The following is an 18,227-nucleotide window of genomic DNA, read 5'->3' as shown; positions in this document are numbered from 1 at the left end:
CGGCCCTGCGGAAGGCTTGGAAGGTAGAAGACGGGCTGAACGCGATGAATGCTGCTTATACTTGAGGCGGTTCCTTGAGCGAAACTCTCATCCCTGCGAGCTCTCCAGCATCATTGGGGGTCGGAAGGTAGGTAAATGCGACCAGGTCGCCGGCTTTCAGCTCGTTAAGCGCCTCGGAACCGGCGTAGCGGTACGAAAATGCGACCGTCACCGTATCTTCTTGCCCATCACTGGGCGCGATGTCGTCCGAAAGCTCGATGTTCATAACGCAATGGCCATCAAGGGTATCTCGCTTTTCGTGTATGGTTCCCTCGGCTGAATAGAGGGCCCCGGGCCCCGCCTCTTCATTTCTCCCGTTCGGCTTGTGCTGGAAGGACAGGAGGATGCCAAGGGAGAGCACTGCGATGAGGGCCAGTCCACCCATTGTATAGGGAACGACTTTTTGGGTCATGTGAATCCTACCGATAGAGAAGCGTCGCGTCGATGTAGGAGTAATACTGAGCTTTGACATTGAGACATACGGGCTCCATGTACCATCCATCGGCAACAACAAGCATTTGATTGGTATTACCAGTTTGATTTTGGCGAATGGTTGCATAGCCTTGTACTGTCATTACATGCCCTATGTTTCCTCCATTTTCGAGCCTGCCATGAATTAATGAGCATCCCTTGGAATCAACGTGCGATTGGAACGTTGAATAAAGGGCATTCGAGACATAATATGAAGAAGTGGTAATTCCTTTAGATTTGGTAAATCGTGAATAGCCGGGTCCGCATTTTGAATTTGTAGTGGATCCCAGAATTATTCCAGGCTTTGTCTGTGCGCTTTCAGGGAGCGGTTTTGTTTCGGTCAGTTCCCATAGCTTTAGATAGTCGTTTGGATTGCTGTAGATGCTAGAGATGCCGTGCAGTTCCGATGCCAGCATTAGAGCTGTTACAGCGCATGCGTAACGACCGGTCGATGCTTCGACTGTTGCTTCGGATATGCCTCGTACCTCTCCGCTATAGTTTTCTTTTAAGATGGTGTAATTAGAATAAACTTCTCCCATTCCGACCATAACGTCGCCCCAACTTGAAGGGATCGATGAAGGCTGTGGAATGTTATTTAGCGAGATAGTCCTGTTTGTGTTGAGACGCATGACTCCGTCATTGCCTACTAAGCCGAATTCTAGGGGATTCAGCATTACCACATACATTTCGGATTGATTGAGGTGTGCATTACGACTTGCTCGCAATTGAGTTGCTGGGCCAACCCGGTTTTTCGAAAATGAGTATGAAGAGATTAGACCTGTGGTCTGTGAATCGATAACTACATATCCATAAGGAGTGTCTGCACGATAAAAATCGACAATATAGCCTTGCGCCTTTCCCGAGGTGTCGTAGAACTTAATTGGCTCACTGGGGATGCACGTGAAATCGGGCTTAGTGCAGCTCAAGAGGTTATCGGCAATAGCTTGAGCGTTTTCAGGGGATAGTACAGTCAGTTCATCATCGTTTGCGAATGCATTACTGGGTAGCAGGTTGCTTGCGACCATGGAGGCAACTATAGCTAAAAACTCTTTACGTGATAGCATTTTGACTCCATTCCTTTGACGAGCTTTGGTTCTGGCGCGCCGTTGCAAGTTAGGATAAAAGCAAAGGGCGTCTTATATAGTTATGCATTCTATAGTTGGCGCGAGCGGTGTAATTGCTCGACAAACGGCAATTATGGAGAATCTGTGCAAGAACGTGATGAAGGTCATCTACGTCCCGGGCAAGCTGGTGAACATCGTCGCGAAGTAGCGTCTCGTTACTCAAACTGAATATGTGAAACGCCGAAGGGGGCCGATGGCATATCGGCCCCCTTCGGTTTTCCGTTCCGCCTTGACGCCCTCGGCGCATCGGAGGTTATGTCCCGTTGCGAGCCGAGCTGCCGGTGCGGCCTGCTTGCATCACCGGACCGGCGTACTCGGCCCATGCGGGTTGCGGCTTCTTGATGAACGGTCCTACGCAGCGCCCCCATGGCGCTTGTCACGTGCACGCAATGCCGTGAACATGAGCACGGATGTGACGTAACCGATAAGCATGAGCGGGATATACGTCGCCCACCAGGCGCTGATGACGCTGCCGCCTGAAGGCGTCTGGATGAACGCCATCGTGAGCGAGATGCACGTCACGAACATCAGGTTCTCGAGGAAAATCGATACGTATGGGCGGCATGCGCGCGCATCGAGCGGGCGCGTCAACACGGCGGCGATGGCAGACACCGGTACCAGGAGCTGGATGAGCACGTTGGTGCCAAACGCCGCACAGGTGAGGGGATACCATGATGCAAACAAGATCGGGGCACCCGCCAACAGGGTGGCGCTCGTGTTGATCACGATGGCCAGAACGATATCCTGAACGATCGTGCGTATGTTCCAGTCCGCCATGGTGCGCTCCAATCCGTATCGATGCCGTATCGCATGTGGCCGTAATCGTGTATATGAAGGTCACGGGTATTGTAATGACCCGACACACCGTTTGAGCGCTGCGTTGCTTCCGCGTCAATCTTTTGCACCTGTGCACAAAAAGGCGCGGCGTACATCCAAGAGCTTTGGAATTCTTTCCATTGTTCGAGCGCTGTCTTCATACCAGACTTTCGAGTATGGATACGGAGCGGATTGGCGGCCTGCGCGCACGTACCTTCTCGAACGGCACCGATACCCTTGTCGCCGTGTGTTTCCGCTCTCTGCACGAAAGGGGTTGCCATGCCTGGGGCGCGTAGGGAAACCTTTGCAGCGCTGCGTTCATGCGTATCTCGCGTGTCCGGAAGAGCCGGCTCCGACATATCGGAGTGCACGCGTTTCGATGAGCTGGGCATGACGCTTCTTCAGACCTCGCAGCTCGTCGCAAGCCTCGAAGACAGGTTCGGCATCGAGATTCCGTATATGAAGTTCCGTCGTAAGCAGACGATTGCAGACGCCGTCGACTATGTGATGGAGCTTATGGAGGAATAGGGGTCAAGCGGAGCCGGAATGTGCTGCGCGCGAGACGGCGGCACGAGATCCCCACCATGCGGTGAGCACCGAGGCTTCAACGCTCGCTCGCATTCCGTTGCGAACGCTCCATGGGTACGCGCATATGCGCTAAGCCGCTGCAAGCGAACCCGAAGTGAATGCGCTCATGCGTTGCATGTGCAACCAGACCAGCATCTTTTCAAGGACGACCATATTAAAGGACCGCTTGTGCCACGCTACGAAAGTGATACCTCCGACCTCCTTGGAGAGTGGACGCTCCTTAGGAGGTCGGGTCGGTTCGTTTTCGCAGGTGGCCTGCGTTATGGTTCCATCGTACGGACCGCTGACCGGATTAGCCATGGCTCTAATTTCAAAAGCTAGAGCGCTTCGGCGTATAATAATTGTGCAAATGCACAACAGGAGGGGAACGATATGAAGCTGGGGACGCTCATCATGGGACTGTCTTGCGATGATGTCGCTTTTGCCGCGGGCGAGAGCGTCAACGTCGAGGTCGTCCCCTCCTTCGATGGCCCTGGCGGCGACTTCGACATGGAAGGCGTCCTGCCCGTACGCATAGAGAACCTGGGTTCTCGCGACTTGGGCCAGGTCTCCCACGATCCAAGCGAGATCGTCGTGGTCTACGTTGGGGAGTCGCTCACGCAGGCGACGAGGCGTCCTTCTCGCGGCGTGGTCGCCGTGGCGCTCAAGGATGGTTTCGGTGCCCTCGAGCGTCGTTTCTCGCGCATCCCCGCTATGTGCGCGGAGACGGGTGCGCTTTCTGCGCGCCTGTTCGATGCGTTCAAGAACTCGATGAGCGTCGGCAGGTTCGCGCAGCATGCAAGTGAGATCTTGGGCAATCCCCTAATCATATCCAATACCGATTGCCGCGTTCTCGCCTATGCCGGCTCCTTTCCCGAAGACCTGCCCGAGGTGATCCAGAGCCTGATACGCGGCTACGTGTCGCCGGAGGCGAACGACCAGCTCAACGAGGATGGCGTCTTGCAGGGTCTTCGAATGACGCATTGGACCGCGCTTTCGCATAATGCCCGCACCGGGAGCAAATGGGCAGTGTCGATCGTCTATTACAAGTCGATCGAGATGGGCCGCCTTGATGTGCTCGAGGAAAAACGGCCCATCACCGCCGTCGATATCGAGCTCATCGATTTTGCCAGCTATCTTGTCGGCATCCTTATCGCCCAGTCCGGCGAGGCGGGAGAGCGCGCAGGGACCGGCTCCTCGGTGCTTTCCGATATGCTGGGCAACCGCATGGCTACCGAAGAGGCGATGCGGGCGCAGCTTGCCACCACGAGCGCGCCGCTCGACGAGACGTACGTCGTGGCGCAATGCGTGGGCGACGAGAGCCTCACTGCCGCCGATTATCGGGCGTTTATGCCGAGTTTGGTGTCTTGCATACCGGCGCGATGCATCTGGACGATGACGGGAGATGCGTTCGTGATCTTGATTCCCATCGGGAACGGGGAGCATGCCGCCGGGTACAGCGATTACAATCGCGCCTCGCACTTCCTGCTTGAGAACACCCGACTTTCCGAATGCCTGGACCATAACGGGATGCGGCTCTTCGTGTCCGAGCCGTTCTCTCAGCTCATGCTTCTGCCCATAAGATTCACGCAGGCGAGGGGCCTTGTCGATGCCGTTGATGCCCTTGATGGCAAGAGCGCTATCCTGCTGTTCTGGCAGTACCGGTTCCGCGTGATGGCCAACTCGGTCAGCTCGTTCGATCAAGTGGACATGATGCTCGACAAGCGCGTCGTCGCCATGTACCGCTACGACCGTGCGCACGGCACCTCCTATTTCGATACCGCGGTGGTGTCGGTTTTCTACCCGGGCGCTCCCGGTGTATCCGCCGATGTGCTCTGCGTGCACCGAAACACGTATTTCTACCGGATCGGGAAGATACGGGAGCTGTTCGATCTCGACCTCAAACTGGGCGAAGACCGCCTGGCGATATCGTTCACCGAGCACGTCATGAAAGGCATGTCGGGTTTATCCGATCTGTATTAGGCGTTTATCCGTTCATCTTCGAGATTCAACCGTTGACAGGGAGATTGTTGACCGGGTTTTTGAGTCCGATGCATACTACCAACCAGTGGACAAGGTCATGGCAGCGCTATGCGCAGCCAATGTTTGGAGACCGGGGTCCACTTTTTTGTTAGCCTTCCGCTTCCAGCGCGAGCTTGTCCAGGGTTGTGTGAAACAACCTCCCCATTCGGGGCAGGCGTCGCCCGTCGCGACGTCGCAGGTTCTGGATCGCCGCAAGAGAGGGAGCAGGCAATGACCAAGATCGTCGGTGTCTCGTTTGGCACCAAAAACGGCAATAACGACTGCATCTGCAAAGAGGTGCTGAGGGCATGCCAGGAAGAGGGCTGCGAGATCGAGTTCATCCGTGCGATGGATCTCGATATCAAGCACTGCACCGGGTGCATCACGTGCGTCAAGATGCTCATGAGCGGCACGAAGAACATGTGCATCCACAAGGACGACTTCGATTGGCTCGCCTTCGAGATGTTCAACGCCGACGGCGTCATCATGGTCGATCCCATTTTCGAGACGGGCGCCTCGGGTCTGTTCCATACCGTCATGGACCGCTTCGGGCCGCGCATGGACACCGGTAACAACTTCATCAGCACCCAGATCGCGCAGGGCCGTCTGGCTCAGGGCGGCGATGCGGCGAAGGGCGTCGTCGTTCCCGACCCCGCCATCATGAGCCCCAAGGTCGTCTCTTATATCGGCATCGGCGGCTCCGACTGGGGCACGCACGTCCAGTCCGAGCACCAGATCCAGGCCATGACGCCGAGCTGGAAGGTCATCGACAACGAGTGGGTGCCGTGGTCCAAGACGGCCCTCATGGAGGACGCGCTCATCGAGCGCGCGCATCAGATCGGCGTTAATCTGGCCAACGCCGCCAAGGACATCGACAATGCTTCCTACCAGGGTGAACCCGGTGTCTGCCCGCATTGCAACTGCAACGATTTCTATCTGGTCCCCGGCGAGAACCGCGCCATCTGCTGCGTGTGCGGCCTCGAGGGCACCGTCTCTATCGAGGACGGGGCCGTCAAGGTCTCCTACGGGGACGAGGACCTGCACAAGGCGCACGACATCATCTCGGGCAAGCAGATCCACGGCAAGGATATCCAGGAGAACGAGGGCCGGCTCGCCGAGATGAGGAAGACGCAGGCTTACAAGGACCGCGTCGCCTTCTATCGCGACTTCATCACCCCCACGATGCCGCCGCGCGCATAGGCGCCGAAGCGCTGCTCGTATCTGCCGGGCTCCAGATGGGACCCGGCATCCTCTTCGGGCGTGCCCAAGTGGTTCCGTCTGGGGAGTTGCAATATACCGTATTGAGGAGGTAGAAATGAAACAGCTTGAGACCGATGTCGTCGTCGTCGCGGCGGGCCTGTCCGGCTTGGCCGCATCCGTGGCCGCCGCAGAGTCCGGCGCCCGCGTCATCACGCTCGAGAAGGCGTCCAACACCGGCGGCGCCGCCAACATGGGCATGGGCCCGGCCGCTGCGGGCTCGCCCGTGCAGAAGGCGTCGATGATCGAGGTCACGCCCGGGGAGCTCTTCCGCCGCCACATGTTCTACACGCACTACCAGGTGGACGCCCGCCTGGTGCGCGCGTACTACTTCAAATCCGGTGACACCATCGCCTGGCTCCAGGACATGGGCGTGGAGTTCAACAGCGTCCGCCCGGCCTTCCGCGCCCGCGAGCGCACTCGCGCCTACGCCGATGGCGAGTACACCTGGCATGTGGTCCAGCCCGAGGACGGCTCCGAGCCCGGCCCGCGAGCGGCGACCACGATGACCAAGCGCATGACCGAGCGCGCGCAGGAGCTGGGCGTCGAGTTCATGTTCGAGACCCCCGCCACCGAGCTGATCTGCAACGACGAGGGGGCTGTCACGGGCGTGCGCGCCAAGGACAAAGACGGCGAGGATATCGAGATCTCCTGCTCGTCCGTTATCGTGGCGACGGGCGGCTTCGGCGCCAACGCCGAGATGATCAAGAAGTACATGGGCTTCGAATGGGGCAAGGACCTCTTCAGCTTCGCCATCCCCGGCATGGATGGCGACGGCTTCAACATGTGCCATGCCGTGGGCGCGGGTCACACGCCTGTCACCATGGAGATCATGTACCAGCTCCCCGACAACATGAATCACTTCTACGTGGAGGGCGCGTTCCGTCAACCTTGCTACTGGTGCGACCGCAACGGTGAGCGCTTCATGCCCGAGGACGAGATCTTCAACACCACGTTCGTGGGCAACGCAATCAACCACCTTCCCGGCCGCGTCGGCTACGCCATCTTCGACGCCAAGATGCTCAAGCATTGGAAGAAGGACGGTCCGGATATCGTTTCCCACGTGCATCCGCACGATCTCTACGAAGGGTTCGACGAGCAGTGGGAGCGCGACCTCGCTGACGGCTACGAGCCCATCTGCCAGGCCGACACGCTCGAGGAGCTTGCCGAGAAAGCGGGGATCGACGTCGACGGCCTCATCTCCAACGTCGAGGAGTACAACGCGATGTGCGCCGAGGGGTACGACGAGCTCTTCGAGAAGGAGCGCGAGTTCATGCAGCCGCTGGAGAAGGGCCCGTTCTACTGCTGCAAGCAGTTCGTGGGCGCCTACGGCACCCTGGGCGGCGTGCTCGTCAATCACAACCTCGAGGTCATGACCGACGAGCACAAGGTCATTCCGGGGCTGTACTGCGTGGGCACCGACGCGTGCACCATCTACGGCGATTCCTACAACTACTGCATCCCGGGCAACACGATGGGATTCTGCCTGAACTCCGGCCGCATCGCCGGCGAGAACGCCGCCGCCAAGCTCTTCGAGTACTAAGCGGTTCGCGTACCTGAGCGCGGCGGCCGCGTGCCGCCGCGTGACCCGCCTTATGCGGGGGCGAGGGCCTTCCGTATGCGAGGGCCCTCGCTCGTCTTACAACTGGAGGCATGCTTTGAACCTAACGATCAACGGCCAGCAGGTCGAGGCCGCCGAGGGCGCTTCCGTTCTCGACGCCGCGCTCGATGCCGGCATCTTCATCCCGCATCTTTGCAAGCATCCCGACCTTGAGGCCGTGGGCGGCTGCCGGCTTTGCATGGTCTGCGTGGACGGCGCGTCCGAACCCGTCTGCGCATGCAAGACGGCTGCGCGCGAGGGCATGGTCGTGGACTCCGAGGCGCCGGCGGCGGACCGCGTTCGCCGCATGGCCATGGAGCTCATCTTGGCCACGCACCCCACCGACTGCACCGGCTGCGTGAAGTACGGCAAGTGCGAGCTGCAGTCCATGTACCAGTACATGGGCGTCTCTCCCATGCGCTGGCGCGTCAAGAGCCGCCCGGTGGCGACCGACGACTCCAACCCGCTCATCACCCATATGTTTACGCGGTGCATCCGTTGCGGCCGCTGCGTGCGCGCGTGCCGCGATGTGCGCGGCGTCGGCGTGCTCGATTACCAGCATACCGAGAACGGTATCAGGATCGGCACCGACGGGCACGTGACGCTCGAGCAGGCGGGCTGCCGGTTCTGCGAGGCCTGCATCGAGGTCTGCCCCACGGGCTCCATCATCGACGTCTTGGGCTCCCTGCGCGACGACCGTTCGCGTGAGGACAACATCGTGCCGTGCCGATCGGGCTGCCCCGCGCACATCGATATCCCCGAGTACCTGCGCCACGTCAAGGACGGCGCATGGGACGACGCCGTGGCCGTGGTGCGCGAGAGGGTCCCGTTCCCCGAGTCCTTGGGGTGCATCTGCACGCACAGCTGCGAGAGCGAGTGCAAGCGCAACGGCCTCACCGCGCCGCTTTCCATCTGCCGCCTCAAGCGGGCCGCCGCCGTGCGCGATACGGGATCGTGGAAGGCGCGTGTGCGCCACGAGGCGCTTACGGGCAAGCGCGTCGCCGTGGTCGGTGCGGGCCCCGCGGGTCTCACGGCGGCGCTCTATCTGGCCGAGAAGGGCCATATGGTCACGGTATACGAGGCCAACGAGAAGGTCGGAGGCCAGATGCGCTACGGTATCCCCGCGTATCGCCTGCCGGATGAGGTGGTCGACCGCGAGATGGCAACCATCTCAGAGATTTCGCAAGGATGCGATGAGAGCCCGCGTATCGAGCTGAGGTGCGGCGAGCGCATAGGCGACCCCGTCGCGCTCCTCGCGGCGCACGGCGGAGCGTTCGATGCGGTCCTGGTGAGCGTGGGCACCCATGCGGGCACCCGCCTGCCCATGTCGGGCGCAGACCTCGCAGGGGTCTATCTCAACACCGACTTCCTGAAGGCGGCTCGACAGGGTTCGCCGCTGGACGCAAGCGGGCATGTTGTGGTTCTCGGCGGCGGTAACGTCGCGTACGACTGCGCGCGCACGGCGGTGCGCCTGGGCGCCGCGAGCGTCGATGTGTGCTGCCTCGAAGCCGAGGACAAGATGACCTCGACGCCCGAGGAGCGCGCGGAGGGCGCCGAGGAGGGCGTGGTCCTGCACGATGCGTACGCCTTCAACTCGATCAACGAGTCCGAGCCCGGCAGCGGCCGCGTGGGCTCGGTGACGGTCCAGAAGATATCCCGGTTCTATTTCGATGAGGACCACCGCGCGGTGACCGAGCTCGTCGAAGGCGGGGAGGTCACGCTCCCGGCCGACCACGTCATCTTCGCCGTGGGACAGAAACCCGAGGATACCGCAGGAATGGGCCTCGAGCTCACCCATGGCCCCTATGTGTCGACCGATGCGGCGCTCCGCACCTCCGTCGAAGGCGTCTGGGCCGCCGGCGACTGCGTCACGGGAACGAAGTCCGTGATCGCCGCTATCGAGCAGGGCCGTATCGCCGCGAGCTCCATCGATGAGTTCCTGGGTGGGGACGGCGACATCTCGGAGGTCCTCACGGATCATCCCGAGCATTCGCCGCTGCTCGGCAAGGTGCCCGAGGGGTACTACGACGGACGCGTGGAGCCCGCTTCTGCCGAGGGGGTCGTGCGCGCCAAGACCTTCGCCCCCTTCGAGGCCCCGTATACGTGCGATGAGGCGCGCTGCGAAGCGAGCCGCTGCCTGCAGTGCGACCTGCGTCTCGACCTCCATGCGCCGCGCCTGTGGAACGAATACTAGGAAGGAGGGCCTGACATGCTGACTATCGTCAACTTCATGCCCGTGTATCACCAGGCGCCCGTCTCCCTGCATCTCTTGAAGGCGGATGTCGCCGCTGCTGCCGAGCGCATCCGCGCGGCGGTCGAGGACGGAGGCGACCTCCGCGTCCTTGTGCCTGCGTGCGAGACTGCGCTCGCGGACGAGCTTCGCTGCGCCCTGGGCCTCGGCGCGGATGCCGTCATCGAGGCCGACCCCCTTCTGGGGTTCGTCTACGAGAACGACACCGCCTGCGTCCAGGTGACGCGTGGCGAGAAGCCCATACCGTCGGACGTGGGCGGCAATCTGCCCGACGTGCGTCTGATACCCGGCTCGGAGCTCTTGGGCGCGCCGGGCGTGCGCACGGTCTGGATCGAGGGGGCGGATGCGCCTGTCGATCTGCCCGAGGCGTGCGCGGTCGCCGATGTCTGCTCGGCTGCCGGCGTGGCGCCCTCCGATGCGAAGGCGGTCTACGTTGGCTTTCCCTCGGGCGCGCTCGTGAGCGCCGGCGACGGGGAGGCGCGCGTGGAGCTCGGGTCCGATTACGTGCGCGTGTTGACCAAGAAGGACTGCGCCGCCTCGGTGCTGCTCGAGATCTTGTCGACCTACCGCCAGGAGGGATGCGGTCGCTGCGTCTACGGTCACGAGGGAACGTACCAGCTTGCCACCATCGTGGGCGACATCTGCCGCAAGAAGGGACAGCGTGCCGATCTGGACCTCATGCGCGACTTGGCCCCCGTCATGGCGACCCAGTCCCTCTGCGAAGTCGGCCGCGCCGCCGGGCGCACGACCGCTTCGTTCATCGAGCTGTTCGGTGACGAGATCGAGGCGCATATCACGAAGAAGACCTGCGCGGCGGGCGCGTGCAAGGCGTTCATGACCTATCACATCCTGCCCGACAAGTGCGTGGGCTGCGGCGAATGCGTCGACGCGTGCGAGGAGGATGCAATCCTCGGCAAGGCGCGCTTCATCCACGTGATTGACCAGAAGGCCTGCGTCCAGTGCGGGGCATGCGTCTCCGCCTGCGACGAGGGCGCCATCATCCAGGCCGGTGCCGAAAAACCGCGCACCCCGCCGCGCCCCATACCCATCCGTCGCAGGTAGAGGGTCGCATCTTTTCTCGTAAGGCGTATACGTTGCGGACCGCGCCGGGTGACGGGGCGATCGCCTCCGGCCCCGTCACCCGGCGCGGTCCGCGCGTGATGCACTCAGATGCCTGTCCGCCCGCAACGATGCGTTGGCGCTCCAGGGTGTCCTCTCCGCCCGTTGAGGCTTCGCGCGTCTGCGCCGGCGGCATCTGACCCACAACGGCGCAGGCGGCCTGCGGCGAGGTGCCGCCCGTCGCCTGCGTATCTATCGCTCTGGAAAGGAGCTCACATGAAGGTCATGGCGATTTGTGCCGGAAGGCACGGCGGCAACGGCGAGGCGCTTGCCAAGGAGGCGCTCTGCGCGGTCCGGGAGGCGGGCGGAGAGGTCGAGCTCATCAACCTCTTCGACTACAACATCCTGCCGTGCACCGGTTGCGAGGGTTGCACCATGCAGATGGGCAAGGTGGGCGCGGGCCTTCAGAAGGAATACCGCGGCTGCGTGCTCAAGGACAAGGATGACGCCGACGCCATCATCAACGAGATGCACACCTGCGACGGCATCATCTTCGCGGTTCCCACCTACGACCTCACGCCCAGCTCGGTCTACACGCGCCTGGCCCAGCGCTTTCTCGCCTACGAGCTCTCGTTCCTGCTCGCCATCGGCGCGGTCGACCGCAACCCGCACACCGTCGCCGGCCTCATCGCCGTGGGCGGCTCCATGCACGACTGGCAGACGCTGGCCTTGGAGTCCATGCAGGCGACCATGTTCACCATGTCGCTTACCGTGGTCGACCGCTACATGGCCACGCGCGACGGCCGTCCGGGTAACACCTTCGTATGGGGAGACCAGCTTCCGCGTGCCCGCAAGATGGGCGAGAACATCGTCAAGGCAATCAGGACGCCGGTCGAGGAGCGCACGTGGCTGGGCGACCCGCATGACGGCGTGTGCCCCAACTGTCACAGCTCCCTGGTCTATCCCGGCGACGCACATTGGGACGGAATCGAGTTCCCCTGGGAATGCGCGGTGTGCGGCGCAGGCGGTGACCTCGTGACGGACGAGGCGACCGGCCGGCCGGTGCTCAAGATCGCCGAGAACGGGCTCATCCGCGACAGGAACGACGACCGCGCCCGCGCCGAGCACCTGAACGAGATCAACAAGACGCGCGACGAGTTCTTCGCGAAGCTGCCTGAGGTCAAAGACGAGATCGATCGCTACAAGAGCATGCAGTTCCCCACGCTCGAGATCAAGCGTTAGGGTATCCGCGACCGCGTGCGCGGTATCGCTCACGCGGCTTTGCGCCCGACCGGTGGGGAGCTGCCTGGCTGCCCACCGGTTTTTTCGGATGGTTCTTCTGGGTGTTTTTCTACCTGGGGGCGGCATGAGGAGTCGTTTGCCGTGTGCGAGCCCGATCGCCGTTCGGCCATGTGCATGCAAAGGAGAAGGGACGGTATGCGATGACGGCCTGGGGATACGATGCGCGTCGCGAGGCGGTCGACGAGCGGATCGAGGATGCGGTCTTTGCGCTTATGGCGACGACGGATATCCCCGACATCCACGTCGCCGACGTCGTGAGGATCGCGGGTATCTCGCGATCCACGTTCTATCGGCGCTTCTCAAGCGTGGACGAGGTGGTCAAGGCGTTTGAGACCGATCTTCTGGCGAACATGCACGACATCAACAGCTATGCGCTCAAGGCGCGCTTCGGCCAGTCCGAACTCGACCCCACGCCCACGATGATCCGTCGCATGGAGCTTCTGTACGAGCGGCGAGACAAGGTGGTGGCGCTGAACGGGCCTCACGGCGACCCTCAGTTCGTGCACAAGGCGACGGTGCTCATGCACGAGCATTTCCGCGAGCGGCTGGCCGACGTGCCGGGCTCGGCCGAGGACCGCGACCTCTACTTGGCCTTCGCCATCGCCGGGCACCACAACCTCATCCAATACTGGCTGGAGAAGCGCCCGGATCTCTCGCCCGAGGTGGTGGCCGGCGCGCTCAACCGCCTGCTGTACGCGCCGTTCTTCCTGGATGGCGAGCGCGCGGGAACGCCGTTTCCCTCCGAGTGCCACCACGCGCGCCAGCTGTAGGCGCATGCGGCCTGCCGGTTGCATCTCGGTCGTGAACGGCATGCGCGCCAGCTGTGTGTGCCGCCGCCACAACCTGCTCTGACCTGCAAGATGGAACATATGGAGCTAAAATGTCCCAGCGCGGGGAACACCGCGCGCCGGACCGTTCTTCCATGAGCGGCGCGCACGCCGTAGCATCCGAGTTATCGTATCCGTCTGCAGCAAAGGATGTGAGGCCATGACAACGGTCAAGCTCGGTAAGAACGCGCGCAGCGTGTCCATCGTGGGCGTGGGTTGCACCCCGTTCAAGGACTTCGAGGAGCACCCCGAGACGCAGGGTATCGGTGAGGGCGAGGCGTTTGGCTACGCGGCCCTCGAGGCCATCGCGGATGCTGGCCTGGAGCCGCGCGACGTCGACTTCTTCTACCACGGCGCCGCCAACCCCTACCTCATCAACGACTGCATCACCCCCAACATGCAGGTCGCCGACTGGTTCGGCATGCGCGGCAAGGGCTCGGTCCACCACTCCGAGGCGTGCTGCACGGGCTATGTGGCCCTTGAGCAGGCGGTCATGGCGGTGGCGTCCGGCGCCTACGACGTGGTGCTCAGCGGCGCGGTCGACCTGGCCTCCACGCTCCCCGTCGAGCACATGCCCTCGCACGTGCGCACGGACTTTCCCCTAGAGGTCATGATTCCCTCGCTCGACAAGATCTACGACCGCGCGTACGGCCGACCGCTCGATGGCGCCTTCGGCGTCTCGTTCGACAACTGGATCAACGAGTACGCCATGACTTACGACCTCACGGCAGAGCAGATCGACGATGCCCTGAACGGCCTCACGAAGTCGCTTCGCCGCGGCGCCGTGGCGAACCCCCTGGCGTACTTCGAGACCACGATCGAGCAGGACGCGGCCGAGATGGGCTTCGCCACCGCGGACGAGTACCTCAAATCCATGTATAACCCCAAGGTCACCCAGTACCTGCGCGTGACCGGCTTCGAGAAGAAGTGCGACGGCGCGGCGGCCGTGGTGGTCATGCCCACCGAGAAGGCACTCGCCATGGGCGTGCCGCACACGCCCATCGAGGTGCTCGGCACCGGGGCCTCCGCCGTCGAGGCGGGACTCGTCCACAACGAGCACTGGGCCACGCAGGTGGCCAGCCGGCAGGTCTATGAGCTCACCGGCGTGTCGCCCGACGAGATCGACCTGTTCATGTGCAACGACTTCTTCCTCGCCTCCGAGATCGTCTCGGCCGAGGAGTGCGGTTACCTGCCGCGCGGCGAGGCGTGGAAGTACGCCATCGAGGGCCGCACCGCGTTTGACGGCGACAAGCCCATCAACCCGCACGGCGGCCGCTGCAACTTCGGCCATGCGCACGGCGCCTCGGGCATCGCCGACATCTACGAGGCCGTGAAGCAGATGCGCGGCGAGGCCGGCGCCACCCAGATGGCGAAGCGCCCGCAGACCACGTTTTTGCGCGGCTTCGGCGGCTCTCAGAACGTCCGCTGCCAGATTCTGCGCACCGTGGGTTAGCCCGACGGTCTCATCGAAAGGGAAGGACAAGCCATGCAGCTCAAGGATATGGAGCCGGTCGTCAAGAAGTTCTACGAGGGCCTGGAGGAGGGCAAGCTCTGGGGCCGCAGGTGCCTGGAGTGCGGGGCCGTGGAGTTCCCGCCGCACCTGGCCTGCAATGCCTGCGGATATCACGCCACCGAGTGGTACGAGGTCTCGGGTCACGGCCATCTCATCGACTTCACGGTGCCGGGGCCCCAAAACGACAAGCCGTATTTGCGTGAGGTCGGCAAGTATGCCTACGGCGCCGTGGAGCTCGACGAGGGCCCGCAGTACACCTACGTGATCTTCGGCATCACCAAGAAGACCGCCAAGGACGTCCGCGCCCGCCTCATGGCCGGCGAAACGGTGGGCGTGCACCCCAAGATCATCGACCGCCCCGGCTACAAGGAGCTCTGCTTCGAGCTCGACGCCTAAGGCCCCGTTTTCGGCAAGGCGGGGCCCGCCATCGTCTCGCCTTGCCCATCACGCATCACACCCCACGGAAAGGAACCCATCATGAACCAGGAGATCTTCGAGCAGGTCGCCGCATTCGCCAAGTCCGCCTACAAGTTCGAGGGCGACATCACACCCGACACCACCTTCGAGGAGCTTGGGCGCGGCTCCATGAAGATGATCGCCCTCACTTCCATGATCGAGAACGAGCTCGACGCGGAGGTGCCCGTGCGCGAGGTCATGGTCATGAAGACCATCGGCGAGCTCGCGTCGCGCGTCGAGGAAGAGATGGAGTAGCCCATGCCATCCACACGTGTCACTTCCCCCGGCCTCATGGAGGCCCTGCGTCGCCGCGCCGCAGCGCGCCCGATGCGCGTGGCGTTCCCGGAGGGGGACGACGAGACGATGATGCGCGCAGTGGCCGAGCTCCAGGCGGATGGCCTCGCCCAGTGCGTGCTAGTGGGTGACGGCGCCGAGCTTGCGCGCCTGGCGGGGGAGCGGGGCCTCTCCCTTGAGGGCGTCGAGATCATCGACATTGCGGACGAGGCCGAGAACGCCCGGTGCTGTGAGCGCTATCTCGCCCACCCGGATTGCCGCTACAAGCCCAAGGGGGCCGCGCGCCGCATGACCCGGCCCTTGGAGCGCGCGCTCATCCTGCAGGTACTCGGCGATGTGGACGTCATGTTCGCGGGCATCGCCAACGCCACGGGCGACATCATCCTGGCGGCGCAGACCATCGTGGGCCTCGCAGAGGGCGTCGCCACCGTGAGCTCCTGCGGCATCGCCGAGGTGCCTGGCTGGGACGGCGGCGAGGGCGGCCTCATCGGCTTCGGCGACTCGGCGGTCTGCGTGGATCCGACCCCCGGGGAACTGGCCTCCATCGCCTGCGCCTCGTGCGACACGGTGGCCGCGCTCACCGGCTGGGACGTGCGCTGCGCGCTGCTCTCGCACTCGACGGACGGCTCCATGGACAACGCGCTCGTGGACAAGGTGCGCGCCGCCCGCGACATCGCGCGCGCCGCCCGCCCCGACCTCGCGATCGACGGCGAGTTCCAGTTCGACGCCGCCGTCCGCGCGGACGTGGCCGCCAAGAAGGTGGGCCGCCCCTCCGATGTGGCTGGCCGGGCGAACCTGCTCATCTGGCCCGACATCAACGTGGGCAATATCGCAGTCAAGATCATCCAGAACCTCACGGGCGCCGATGCCTACGGCCCCATGCTCCAAGGGTTCAAGAGGATCGTGTGCGACTGCAGCCGCTCGGCGCCGGTCTCCGAGATCGTGGGCAACGTGGTCATGAGCTGCGTGCGCGCCCAGGCGCTTGCGGACGCGCTGGCTAGGGAGGTGCGCTGATGAGCGATGCGAAGCCCTGGCGCGTCCTGGCGATCAACCCCGGATCAACCTCCACCAAGGTGGGGCTGTTCGAGGGGGAGGGCTGTGTATTCTCAGAGAACGTGGCGCACGCGGCCGATCGGCTCGCGGCGTTTCCCACCATATCTGACCAGCTGCCCTACCGCCGCGATGCGATCCTCGCCATGCTCTCCAACCATGGCGTCGAGCTCTCCTCCATCGACGCCTTCGTGGGGCGCGGGGGTGGCCTCATGAGCCTTCCGGGCGGCACGTACGCCGTGTGCGGCACCATGCTCGGGCACGCCCGTGCCGGGGCCAACGGGGTGCAGCACCCCGCGCAGCTCGGACCGCAGCTCGCGCACGAGTTCGCCGAGGCTGCGGGCGGCAGGCCCGCCTTCGTGGTGAATCCGCCCGATACCGACGAGCTCTGCGACGCCGCCCGCATGACCGGTGTGCGCGGCGTGTACCGCAACGTGCACCTCCATGCGCTCAACTTGAAGGAGACGGCCATCCGCCATGCGGCATCGCTCGGCCGCGCCTACGAGGACTGCGACTTCGTGGTCTGTCATCTCGGCGGGGGCGTCTCGATTTCCGCGCATCGCCATGGCCGCATGATCGACGGCAACGACATCGTTGGCGGCGACGGCCCCATGGCGCCCACGCGCTGCGGCGGCATGCCGGTGGCGGGGATCCTGGACTGGCTCGATGCCGGGCACACGGTCGCCGAGGCCCGCGCCCTCTGCATGAAGACGGGCGGGTTCGTGGACCTTGTCGGCACCTCGGACGCCCGCGAGGTGATCGCCCTTGCCGAGGGCGGAAGCGCCGCTGCGGCGCGCGCCTGGGATGCCATGATCTACCAGGTCTGCAAGGAGATCGGCGCCATGGCGGCGGTGCTCGGGGGACGAGTCGACGGCATCCTGCTGGGCGGCGGCATGGCCTTTGATCAGGGCCTCGTGAACGCCATCTCCACGCGGTGCGGCTGGATCGCCCCGGTCGCCGCGTACCCGGGCGAGTTCGAGCTCGAGGCCATGGCGGCGGGCGCGCGGCGCGTGCTCTCCGGCGTCGAGGAGGCGCGCACCTACACGGGCGTCCCGGTATTCCGGGGATTTGCTGAGGATTAGGCGCGCGCGGGCGTGTTCGCCTACACTGGTGGCTCGGATCGCGTGCAAACGGCTCGACGCTCGGGAGGTGCCGATATGGATGACGGTTCGGTCGCGCACGGCCCGGTTCTGGGCATCGGTGTGGACTCCGTCGACATCGAGGAGATGGCCCGGTTTTGCGTCGACCGCGAGGGCAGCTTCGCCCGCAGGACGTTTTCCGCGTCGGAGCGCGCCGAGGCGTATGCCCGCGCGGACTGGGCCTCGGTGCTGGCGGGCAAATTCGCCGTCAAGGAGGCCGTGTTCAAGGCGCTCGCCTGGCGCACGGCCGAGGGGTTCGACTTCCGCGCCGTCGAGACGCTCGAGGATGCCAACGGTCGTCCTTGCGTGACCATGGGCGAGGGGACGGCCCTCGCCCCGGTCTTTACGGAGGCGGGCGTGCGCGAACTGCTCGTTTCCATCACGAACGAGCGCGGCCTTGCCACGGCGTTCGTCCTCGCGCAGTAGCGCGCCGGGCCCGG

At 63.5% G+C, this 18,227-nt stretch carries 18 protein-coding genes; 15 read left to right on the top strand and 3 right to left on the bottom strand.

Annotated elements, in window-relative coordinates:
- Positions 1–55 precede the first annotated feature (55 nt).
- Both BQ7355_RS07595 and BQ7355_RS09120 read right to left on the bottom strand, forming a co-directional pair.
- Positions 56–451: a hypothetical protein gene (locus BQ7355_RS07595; RefSeq protein WP_072415638.1), complete on the bottom strand. Its 396-nt coding sequence runs from the start codon at positions 449–451 to the stop codon at positions 56–58.
- A 7-nt stretch (positions 452–458) separates the two neighbouring features.
- Positions 459–1,574: a hypothetical protein gene (locus BQ7355_RS09120; RefSeq protein ID WP_143761788.1), complete on the bottom strand. Its 1,116-nt coding sequence runs from the start codon at positions 1,572–1,574 to the stop codon at positions 459–461.
- An 82-nt stretch (positions 1,575–1,656) separates the two neighbouring features.
- On the opposite strand from BQ7355_RS09120, the gene BQ7355_RS09440 reads away from it, so the two are divergent.
- Positions 1,657–1,782 (top strand): hypothetical protein, encoded by a 126-nt coding sequence (locus BQ7355_RS09440; RefSeq protein ID WP_275886587.1) that lies wholly within the window; start codon positions 1,657–1,659, stop codon positions 1,780–1,782.
- Positions 1,783–1,985: 203 nt separating this feature from the next.
- On the opposite strand, the gene BQ7355_RS07590 is transcribed toward BQ7355_RS09440, so the two are convergent.
- Positions 1,986–2,411 carry an ABC transporter ATPase gene (locus BQ7355_RS07590; RefSeq protein WP_072415637.1) on the bottom strand — a complete coding sequence of 142 codons (426 nt, stop codon included), beginning with the start codon at positions 2,409–2,411 and terminating at the stop codon, positions 1,986–1,988.
- A gap of 318 nt (positions 2,412–2,729) precedes the next feature.
- On the opposite strand from BQ7355_RS07590, the gene BQ7355_RS07585 reads away from it, so the two are divergent.
- The 14 genes from BQ7355_RS07585 to acpS all read left to right on the top strand — a co-directional run bounded on the left by BQ7355_RS07585 (position 2,730) and on the right by acpS (position 18,213).
- Complete coding sequence (locus BQ7355_RS07585; RefSeq protein WP_072415636.1) at positions 2,730–2,978, top strand: acyl carrier protein; 249 nt, start codon at positions 2,730–2,732, stop codon at positions 2,976–2,978.
- A 432-nt stretch (positions 2,979–3,410) separates the two neighbouring features.
- On the top strand, positions 3,411–5,000 hold the full coding sequence (locus BQ7355_RS07580) for a helix-turn-helix domain-containing protein (protein WP_072415635.1): 1,590 nt from the start codon (positions 3,411–3,413) through the stop codon (positions 4,998–5,000).
- Between the two features lie 270 nt (positions 5,001–5,270).
- Positions 5,271–6,239: a flavodoxin family protein gene (locus BQ7355_RS07575; protein WP_072415634.1), complete on the top strand. Its 969-nt coding sequence runs from the start codon at positions 5,271–5,273 to the stop codon at positions 6,237–6,239.
- A gap of 115 nt (positions 6,240–6,354) precedes the next feature.
- A complete protein-coding gene (locus BQ7355_RS07570) occupies positions 6,355–7,839 on the top strand; it encodes an FAD-dependent oxidoreductase (protein WP_072415633.1) in 1,485 nt (494 codons plus the stop codon).
- Positions 7,840–7,954: 115 nt separating this feature from the next.
- On the top strand, positions 7,955–10,090 hold the full coding sequence (locus tag BQ7355_RS07565; protein ID WP_072415632.1) for an FAD-dependent oxidoreductase: 2,136 nt from the start codon (positions 7,955–7,957) through the stop codon (positions 10,088–10,090).
- A gap of 15 nt (positions 10,091–10,105) precedes the next feature.
- On the top strand, positions 10,106–11,209 hold the full coding sequence (locus tag BQ7355_RS09270; protein ID WP_205407578.1) for an NADH-ubiquinone oxidoreductase-F iron-sulfur binding region domain-containing protein: 1,104 nt from the start codon (positions 10,106–10,108) through the stop codon (positions 11,207–11,209).
- A gap of 273 nt (positions 11,210–11,482) precedes the next feature.
- Positions 11,483–12,448, top strand: coding sequence for a flavodoxin family protein (locus tag BQ7355_RS07555; RefSeq protein WP_072415631.1), 966 nt, complete (start codon positions 11,483–11,485; stop codon positions 12,446–12,448).
- Positions 12,449–12,648: 200 nt separating this feature from the next.
- Complete coding sequence (locus tag BQ7355_RS07550; RefSeq protein WP_072415630.1) at positions 12,649–13,278, top strand: TetR/AcrR family transcriptional regulator; 630 nt, start codon at positions 12,649–12,651, stop codon at positions 13,276–13,278.
- Between the two features lie 217 nt (positions 13,279–13,495).
- Positions 13,496–14,788, top strand: a complete 1,293-nt coding sequence (locus BQ7355_RS07545) for a thiolase family protein (protein WP_072415629.1) — start codon at positions 13,496–13,498, stop codon at positions 14,786–14,788.
- Between the two features lie 33 nt (positions 14,789–14,821).
- Positions 14,822–15,244 carry a Zn-ribbon domain-containing OB-fold protein gene (locus BQ7355_RS07540; RefSeq protein ID WP_072415628.1) on the top strand — a complete coding sequence of 141 codons (423 nt, stop codon included), beginning with the start codon at positions 14,822–14,824 and terminating at the stop codon, positions 15,242–15,244.
- 81 nt (positions 15,245–15,325) lie between these two features.
- On the top strand, positions 15,326–15,559 hold the full coding sequence (locus BQ7355_RS07535) for an acyl carrier protein (RefSeq protein ID WP_072415627.1): 234 nt from the start codon (positions 15,326–15,328) through the stop codon (positions 15,557–15,559).
- A gap of 3 nt (positions 15,560–15,562) precedes the next feature.
- Positions 15,563–16,612, top strand: a complete 1,050-nt coding sequence (locus BQ7355_RS07530) for a phosphate acyltransferase (protein WP_072415626.1) — start codon at positions 15,563–15,565, stop codon at positions 16,610–16,612.
- Positions 16,612–17,730 (top strand): butyrate kinase, encoded by a 1,119-nt coding sequence (buk, locus tag BQ7355_RS07525; protein ID WP_072415625.1) that lies wholly within the window; start codon positions 16,612–16,614, stop codon positions 17,728–17,730. Before BQ7355_RS07530 ends, buk begins: the two co-directional genes overlap by 1 nt.
- Before the next feature lie 75 nt (positions 17,731–17,805).
- A complete protein-coding gene (gene acpS, locus BQ7355_RS07520; RefSeq protein WP_072415624.1) occupies positions 17,806–18,213 on the top strand; it encodes a holo-ACP synthase in 408 nt (135 codons plus the stop codon).
- Positions 18,214–18,227: the final 14 nt, after the last annotated feature.

Source organism: Collinsella phocaeensis (assembly GCF_900119895.1).
Lineage (GTDB): Bacteria > Actinomycetota > Coriobacteriia > Coriobacteriales > Coriobacteriaceae > Collinsella > Collinsella phocaeensis.
The sequence above is the reverse complement of the archived record's forward strand: the minus strand, read 5'-3'. Positions and strand labels throughout refer to the sequence as shown.

Excerpts from the sequence above, each read along its gene's own strand:
- BQ7355_RS07545 (WP_072415629.1), top strand. The coding sequence starts at position 13,496 with ATGACAACGGTCAAGCTCGGTAAGAACGCGCGCAGCGTGTCCATCGTG.
- BQ7355_RS07550 (WP_072415630.1), top strand. The coding sequence starts at position 12,649 with ATGACGGCCTGGGGATACGATGCGCGTCGCGAGGCGGTCGACGAGCGG.
- BQ7355_RS07580 (WP_072415635.1), top strand. The coding sequence starts at position 3,411 with ATGAAGCTGGGGACGCTCATCATGGGACTGTCTTGCGATGATGTCGCT.
- BQ7355_RS09440 (WP_275886587.1), top strand. The coding sequence starts at position 1,657 with ATGCATTCTATAGTTGGCGCGAGCGGTGTAATTGCTCGACAAACGGCA.
- acpS (WP_072415624.1), top strand. The coding sequence starts at position 17,806 with ATGGATGACGGTTCGGTCGCGCACGGCCCGGTTCTGGGCATCGGTGTG.
- BQ7355_RS07585 (WP_072415636.1), top strand. The coding sequence starts at position 2,730 with ATGCCTGGGGCGCGTAGGGAAACCTTTGCAGCGCTGCGTTCATGCGTA.
- BQ7355_RS07555 (WP_072415631.1), top strand. The coding sequence starts at position 11,483 with ATGAAGGTCATGGCGATTTGTGCCGGAAGGCACGGCGGCAACGGCGAG.
- BQ7355_RS07590 (WP_072415637.1), bottom strand. The coding sequence starts at position 2,411 with ATGGCGGACTGGAACATACGCACGATCGTTCAGGATATCGTTCTGGCC.
- BQ7355_RS07530 (WP_072415626.1), top strand. The coding sequence starts at position 15,563 with ATGCCATCCACACGTGTCACTTCCCCCGGCCTCATGGAGGCCCTGCGT.
- BQ7355_RS07575 (WP_072415634.1), top strand. The coding sequence starts at position 5,271 with ATGACCAAGATCGTCGGTGTCTCGTTTGGCACCAAAAACGGCAATAAC.
- BQ7355_RS09120 (WP_143761788.1), bottom strand. The coding sequence starts at position 1,574 with ATGCTATCACGTAAAGAGTTTTTAGCTATAGTTGCCTCCATGGTCGCA.
- BQ7355_RS07540 (WP_072415628.1), top strand. The coding sequence starts at position 14,822 with ATGCAGCTCAAGGATATGGAGCCGGTCGTCAAGAAGTTCTACGAGGGC.
- BQ7355_RS07535 (WP_072415627.1), top strand. The coding sequence starts at position 15,326 with ATGAACCAGGAGATCTTCGAGCAGGTCGCCGCATTCGCCAAGTCCGCC.
- BQ7355_RS07570 (WP_072415633.1), top strand. The coding sequence starts at position 6,355 with ATGAAACAGCTTGAGACCGATGTCGTCGTCGTCGCGGCGGGCCTGTCC.
- buk (WP_072415625.1), top strand. The coding sequence starts at position 16,612 with ATGAGCGATGCGAAGCCCTGGCGCGTCCTGGCGATCAACCCCGGATCA.
- BQ7355_RS09270 (WP_205407578.1), top strand. The coding sequence starts at position 10,106 with ATGCTGACTATCGTCAACTTCATGCCCGTGTATCACCAGGCGCCCGTC.
- BQ7355_RS07595 (WP_072415638.1), bottom strand. The coding sequence starts at position 451 with ATGACCCAAAAAGTCGTTCCCTATACAATGGGTGGACTGGCCCTCATC.